3 protein-coding genes and 1 pseudogene are annotated in these 6,170 nt (G+C 48.4%); 2 read left to right on the top strand and 2 right to left on the bottom strand.

The annotated features are described in order from the left end of the window. Positions 1-383, bottom strand: a pseudogene (locus Q0117_RS09355) (thiol:disulfide interchange protein); the annotation flags it as partial. A 234-nt stretch (positions 384-617) separates the two neighbouring features. Here Q0117_RS09355 and Q0117_RS09360 point away from each other — a divergent pair. Continuing rightward, complete coding sequence (locus tag Q0117_RS09360; protein ID WP_297925017.1) at positions 618-2,465, top strand: aryl-sulfate sulfotransferase; 1,848 nt, start codon at positions 618-620, stop codon at positions 2,463-2,465. Between the two features lie 844 nt (positions 2,466-3,309). Here Q0117_RS09360 and menA read toward each other — a convergent pair. Then, entirely contained in the window at positions 3,310-4,212 is a 903-nt protein-coding gene (menA, locus tag Q0117_RS09365) for a 1,4-dihydroxy-2-naphthoate octaprenyltransferase (protein WP_297925030.1), read from the bottom strand. Positions 4,213-4,384: 172 nt separating this feature from the next. Here menA and Q0117_RS09370 point away from each other — a divergent pair, with 172 nt between their 5' ends. Further along, positions 4,385-5,215 carry a pyridoxamine kinase gene (locus tag Q0117_RS09370; RefSeq protein WP_297925039.1) on the top strand — a complete coding sequence of 277 codons (831 nt, stop codon included), beginning with the start codon at positions 4,385-4,387 and terminating at the stop codon, positions 5,213-5,215. The last annotated feature ends 955 nt before the right edge of the window (positions 5,216-6,170 follow it).

Below are 6,170 nucleotides of genomic sequence, written 5' to 3' on the forward strand. Positions count from 1 at the left end.
TGATAGGCCTTGTAGTAGGCAAATTTCGCCTTTTTAAACAGCGAGTTTTCATCTAACAAGCTCACGCCCTTTTCCTCGTCCATCACGGCCAAAACAGCAAAAATTTTACTTGCGACCTCGCCGTATTCGCCCTTGGTTTTTAGATGAAACGGCACGTATTTTAGCCCCGCGACCTTTTCTACGACCTTCGGCGTGACAGTTTTGTCGTATTTGTAGCAAAACGGGCAAGCGTAGCTAAAGACCTTAACTAGCGTGTTTTGCTCCACGGGCAGCGGCTTTTGCAGCTTTACGTAGTCTTCGCCCTCGGTAAACGCGGACGCGCTAAGGGCGCCAAACATCGCTACGGCTAAAAAGCCTTTGCTAAATTTAGAAAGTAGGTTCATGGAATGCTCCTTAAAATGATTTTGTTTTCGTTAATTTTATATCTTCTCGCCGCCGCAAAACTCACGCTAAGATAAATTTTAGATTAAATTTATAAAATTTCGACTAAATTTTGGCACAAAAGCCAAAATTTGAAATTATTTTTTATAATTAAGCAAGTTTTAATAAACGTGTGATTTCTACGTTAGCGAGGTTGATTAAAATTACGGTATCAAATCAATTCAAAGGAGAATAAGATGAAGCGAATTCTTTCCTCATTTGCACTGGCTGCGGCGCTTTTAGGCGGTCTAAGCACGGCCGCTCTAGCTATCGGCGGACCTAGCGGCGCGCACATCGACTACGGCATCCCGGGCAAGATCGGCGAAGTGGTCGTAAACCCGTACGATACCGCGCCTCTAACGGCGGTCATCAAAAACGGCGGCTACACGCTAGCAAATGCGAAAGTCACTATCGTGCCAAAACCGGACGGTCAGGTTATCAGCTATAAAGTCGCCGACAAGCACCTTCGCACGCACGGCGGAATTCCAGTTTTCGGGCTCTATCCCGACTATCAAAATACCGTGGAGGTCGAGTACGATAAAATTTATAAGGGCCAAACCGAGCACGTAAAAGAAACCTATAAAATTTACGCTCCCGCGATCTACTTGGAGAGCTCGGGCATGCCGTCTCAAAAGGGCGCGCTGTTTGATAAGATCGAGGTCGTGAAGGCTCCGAGCGCGAAATTTGCAAACCGCCTCTACTATGTAAATAACTTCGTAAATAAAACCGGCAAAGGCACCAAAGTCGTGTGGAACAACCCCGCAGGCGGCGCGATCGAGTGGAACTACAGCCCCAATAACTTCATCCTAGACACCAAAGGCGAAGTGCGCTGGTACCTGGAGCCGAGTAAAATTTACGACCTCAAGCAGCCTTTTTCCGCGGGCGTCATGATGGGCTTTAAGCAAAACGACGACGGCGCGATGACGTGGGGATACGGCCAAAGATACGCCAAATACGACATAATGGGTCGCGAAATTTTTAACCGCGAGCTACCTGCGAGCTACAATGACTTCTCGCACTCTATGGACGTGGCGCAAAACGGGCATTATTTCCTCCGCGCGGCAAACGCCAACTATAAACGAGCCGACGGTAAAAACGTCCGCACGGTCCGAGACGTCATCGTCGAGGTCGATAGAGACGGCAACGTCGTGGATGATTTTAGGCTGTATGAAATTTTAGATCCGTATCGCGACATCGTGTTAAAAACGCTCGATCAAGGCGCGGTGTGCCTAAATATCGACGCTAGCAAGGCGGGCCACACCGCGAGCACGGACGAGCTAGCCGCGATGGATACGAACGAAAAATGGGGCGACATCGTGGGTTCGGGCCCTGGACGCAACTGGGCGCACGTAAATAGCGTGGATTATGATCCAAGCGACGATAGCATCATCATCTCCAGCCGCCACCAAGACGCCGTCATAAAGATCGGTCGCGACAAAAAAGTGAAATGGATAATGGGCGCGCACAAAGGCTGGAAGGATCAGTTTAAGGGCTATTTGCTTCAGCCCGTAGATAAAGACGGCAAAAAGATCGTCTGCGAGGACGAATACTCAAAATGCCCGGGATATGAGAGCGAGAAGGGTGGATTTGACTGGCAGTGGACGCAACACACGGCATTTCGCATCGATAGCAAGTCCAAAAAGGGCGTCGTATATCTAACCGTTTTTGACAACGGCGACACTCGCGGCATGGAGCAGCCTGCGATGGCGGGTATGAAATACTCCCGCGCAGTCGTCTATAAAATCGACGAAAAAGCTAAAACCGTCGAGCAAGTTTGGGAGTACGGCAAACAGCGCGGCAGCGAGTGGTACAGCTCGGTTACTTCGCTAGCGCAGTATCAAGACGACCTTGATAGCGTGATGGTTTACTCAGCGGTTGCGGGCATGCAGTTTGACATCGCCAAGGGTCGCCCGGTCGGCGTACCTAGCCCTCACATCAACGAGTTTGAATGGGGCGCAAAAGAGCCGTCAATCGAAATCAAAATGACCAACGCGATGGGCTATCAGGCGTTTCCGTTTAGCCTAGAAAAGGCGTTTGAGAAGTAAAATTTTAAAATTTAGCGGCCTCGGCAACGCGTCCCGGGGTCGCTTTATTTTAATCTACGGCCAAATTCTACACACCCACTGGGCAGTTTCATATAATTAATAAAATTCAAGGTTTGCAGCACCAATTTTGGCGCAAGACGGCGCGCATCCAAAGCGAGTAAATTAAAGCTGAGCCGCTTGCGTAGGTTTGGCATTAGGTGGCAGGGCAGTGCGTGAAATTTAGTAAATTTTAGCGCCGTTATGGCGCAAGGGGAGCGCTCGAGCAGCATTTGCAGTCAAACTACCGCCGCGTGACGTGATTTGCGCCGTAAAGATGAAGTTTGACGCGGCGGATGCGAGGTCTGGCGCGCTAAAAGTGTCATGTATACGCTCATACAACGCAGCCGCAAGTATAGATTTTGCTCTAATGGGCCAAATTCTACCGCCGCGCAATAAGCGTAAAACCGCCCACGTCGAAAACGCGGGACTTTTGCAAAAGTGACGCTTGTTTTTAAAATTTGACGCAAAAGCGGGCAGTATGCCGTCAATGACAAGTAATTAAAGCAATGACGCGGCAGCTTGCATAGATCTAAAATAGCTCCCGATAGGTTTTATGGTACGAAACAGCGCGATTTGTGCGGAGATTTCGCGGCGGTTTTGTAGTTTTTTTTGAGCTTTATCGCGTTGCGCATTAGGCGGACGGACGGGTGCTGCGAACGTTCTTATTGAGCTAGCTTGTCGCAGAGTGCCTTGCCGCGCGCAAATGGATTTATCTCAGATTGGGAGGGCTCTCGCGTGGAGTGTTTCCTGCGCGCGAGAGAATTTTGCCGCGATGCCGCCGTATAATTTCATCGGCGCGCCTAATTTAGCTCAAAATTTCTCCGATAAAAAACAGCGCCGACATCGCAAACGTGCATAGCGCGACAACCTTCAGTTGCCCGTCGAAGTCGCGACACTCCCGCACTTTTAAGACAAAAAATAGGTGCCTAATAAGCGGCACAAAGCTAATTACGTAGAGTAGTTTTACGCCCGGCTCGCCGCGTAAAAGCGAGTAACAGAGCATTAGCCCTGCTCCGCCCGCGATCAGCGCGTAGTGGTAGCGCTTAGCCGCACGCAGCCCGATACGAACGGGGATCGTGCGCTTGCCTTTGAGCGCGTCGTTTTGGATGTCGCGCATATTGTTTAGATTTAGCACGGCCGTGCTTAGCATACCGCACGCGCACGCAGGCAGCAGCAGCGCCGTATCAAGCGATCGCGCGTATAAAAAATACGAGCCCAGCACGCTCAAAAGCCCAAAAAACAAAAACACGAAAACGTCGCCAAGCCCCAGGTATCCGTATGCTCCGGCGCCCACGGTGTAGCGGATCGCGGCATATATCGATGCGCCGCCCAGCGCCAAAAACAGTAGCACGAGATAAAACCGCTCGCCAAATGCCAAAACGCTCAGCGCGAGGCTGCAAAGCGCTGAAAGTAGCGCCGTAGCGACGATGACGCGCTTCATCTGCTCCGCGCTCATCTGTCCCGTTTGGATCGCGCGGCGCGGCCCCAGCCTGCCATCGTCATCGGTGCCCTTTACCGCGTCGCCGTAGTCGTTGGCGTAGTCGCTTAGCACCTGAAATAGCAGCGTCGTAAGCAGCGCCAGCGCGAAAATATCGGCTCTAAATACGCCTGCGCCGTATGCCGCGCCGCTGCCGAGCAACACGCCCGAGACGCTAAGAGGTAGCGATCTAAGGCGAGCGGATGCGTAAAGAGCTTTTGCGGTTATCATTTTTTGCCTTTTTAAATTTATAAGCCGAATTTTCGGCAAACCCAGCTTAAAATTTAGCGGAAAAACGCCAAAAATATTATAAATTTAGGCTATTCGTAGAGTAAATTTTATTTAAATTCGCCTTTTTAATATAAATAGCGGTAAAATAGAGTCAAAAATTTTAGGAATTGTGATGAAAAAAGTTCTTACCGTTCAAGATATATCCTGCGTGGGTAAGGTTTCGCTGACCGTCGCATTGCCGATACTTAGCGCGATGGGGATGAGCACGAGCGTGATCCCTACGGCGGTTTTATCGATGCATACGGGCTTTGCGGGCTACACCTTTTGCGATCTAAGCTCTCAAATACGCGCGATCATGGCGCATTGGAAAGACCGCGGAGTGGTGTTTGACGGCATCTATACGGGCTTTTTGGGCTCGGCGGCACAGATCGAGATTATGAGCGAGCTATTTGCGAGCTTCGGCGGCGCAGACAAGACCATTTTGGTCGATCCATGTATGGGCGATAACGGCGTGTTTTATCCGGGCTTTAACGGGGACTTTGCCCGCATGATGGCGCTTCTGTGCGCCCAGGCCGACATCATCACGCCAAATATCACCGAGGCCTGCGCGATCACCGGGGTGCCGTACCGAGAGGATGCAGATAGGGATTTTATCATGGATCTGCTTGCGCGCCTTAGAGAGCTGGGCGCTAGACAGGTTATTTTAAAGGGCATCGGCTACATCGCCGATCAGTGCGGGGTTTTCAGCTACGATGCGCGCACGGGCAGAACGAACGAGTATTTTCACGAGCTACTGCCGGTTAAATTTAACGGCACCGGCGATATTTTCGCAGCCGTAGCTTTCGGCGCGATAATGCGCGGCAAGTCGCTGGAAACGGCGGTTCGCATCGCTGCGGACTTCGTCGTCAGCACGATCAAAGAGACGATGAGCGACGAGGAGCGTAAGGACTACGAGGGAGTGGATTTTGAGGCAATAATTCCCGAGCTGGTGAGGAAAATCTAAGTTCTAGACGGATTTGGAACTCGCCGCGCGGACAGCGGGTTTATGGTAGAGCTTTAAAATTTTACCGCAAAAGGAAATTCCTAAATTTCATCTGCGGCGTGGAATTTTAAAATTTTCAAAATTTATGTGTCGTGTGGGGGGATGGAATTTTATAGGCGATGTGAAATTTTAGAATTCATACATTGCACGGACTTATAATTTTATCTCCTGCATAGAATTTTAAAATTTGCACCGAAGTAAAGATGCGAAATTTATCACTAGCACGGAATTATAAACGCAAGGCTACAGCGAATTTATCCGCTTGTGAGCTTGAGCTGCATTTTGAAATTTTGCACGAAATCTGCTTAAAATTTTATTCCCACAAGCTGTGCATTCATAAAGTATTCTCAAAATTTAGATTAAAATCCGTATTTAAATTCCGATTAAAAATCCTATGAAAATACTATATTTATTTAAAATTTTAATGGCACTAAATTATAATATCTGATAACTAAAAATGAGACGATACGGAAAATTTTATGAGGTACCAAGCATCAAGACGGCTACACTATAGCGGTTACTATGAGCGGCAGCGATACGGATAAGATAAATACTTACACAGAAAAAGAAGGATTGTAATAGCAAAGACGATTGGAATTTGAATGTGTAAAAAAGCACTTAATTAAATTTTTAGAAGCATTTGGCGAGATTATGGAATTTTAAAATTTAAATTAAGACGGACGGTATAGTCGTGAAATTTAAATATGAACGTCGGCGCAAAATAGCCGTGAATCAGCTAGTTTCGCTAAAAGCGGCGTATAAAGGGTAAATTTAAAATCGAAGTTTTGCCGAATTCAAAATTTACCCGATTTGCCTCGCTATAAAATTTATTCGCCCAGGAAGTATTTCAGATCCGCCTGTGCGTCGCCGCTGATTAGGCGAAGGCCGAAATTTTGCACCAAAAAGCCCAAAATTT

It is taken from the genome of uncultured Campylobacter sp. (assembly GCF_937997535.1).
Classification (GTDB): domain Bacteria; phylum Campylobacterota; class Campylobacteria; order Campylobacterales; family Campylobacteraceae; genus Campylobacter_B.

Bases quoted from the DNA above. Each gene is read 5' to 3' on its own strand.
- menA (WP_297925030.1), bottom strand. From the start codon at position 4,212: ATGATAACCGCAAAAGCTCTTTACGCATCCGCTCGCCTTAGATCGCTA.
- Q0117_RS09360 (WP_297925017.1), top strand. From the start codon at position 618: ATGAAGCGAATTCTTTCCTCATTTGCACTGGCTGCGGCGCTTTTAGGC.
- Q0117_RS09370 (WP_297925039.1), top strand. From the start codon at position 4,385: ATGAAAAAAGTTCTTACCGTTCAAGATATATCCTGCGTGGGTAAGGTT.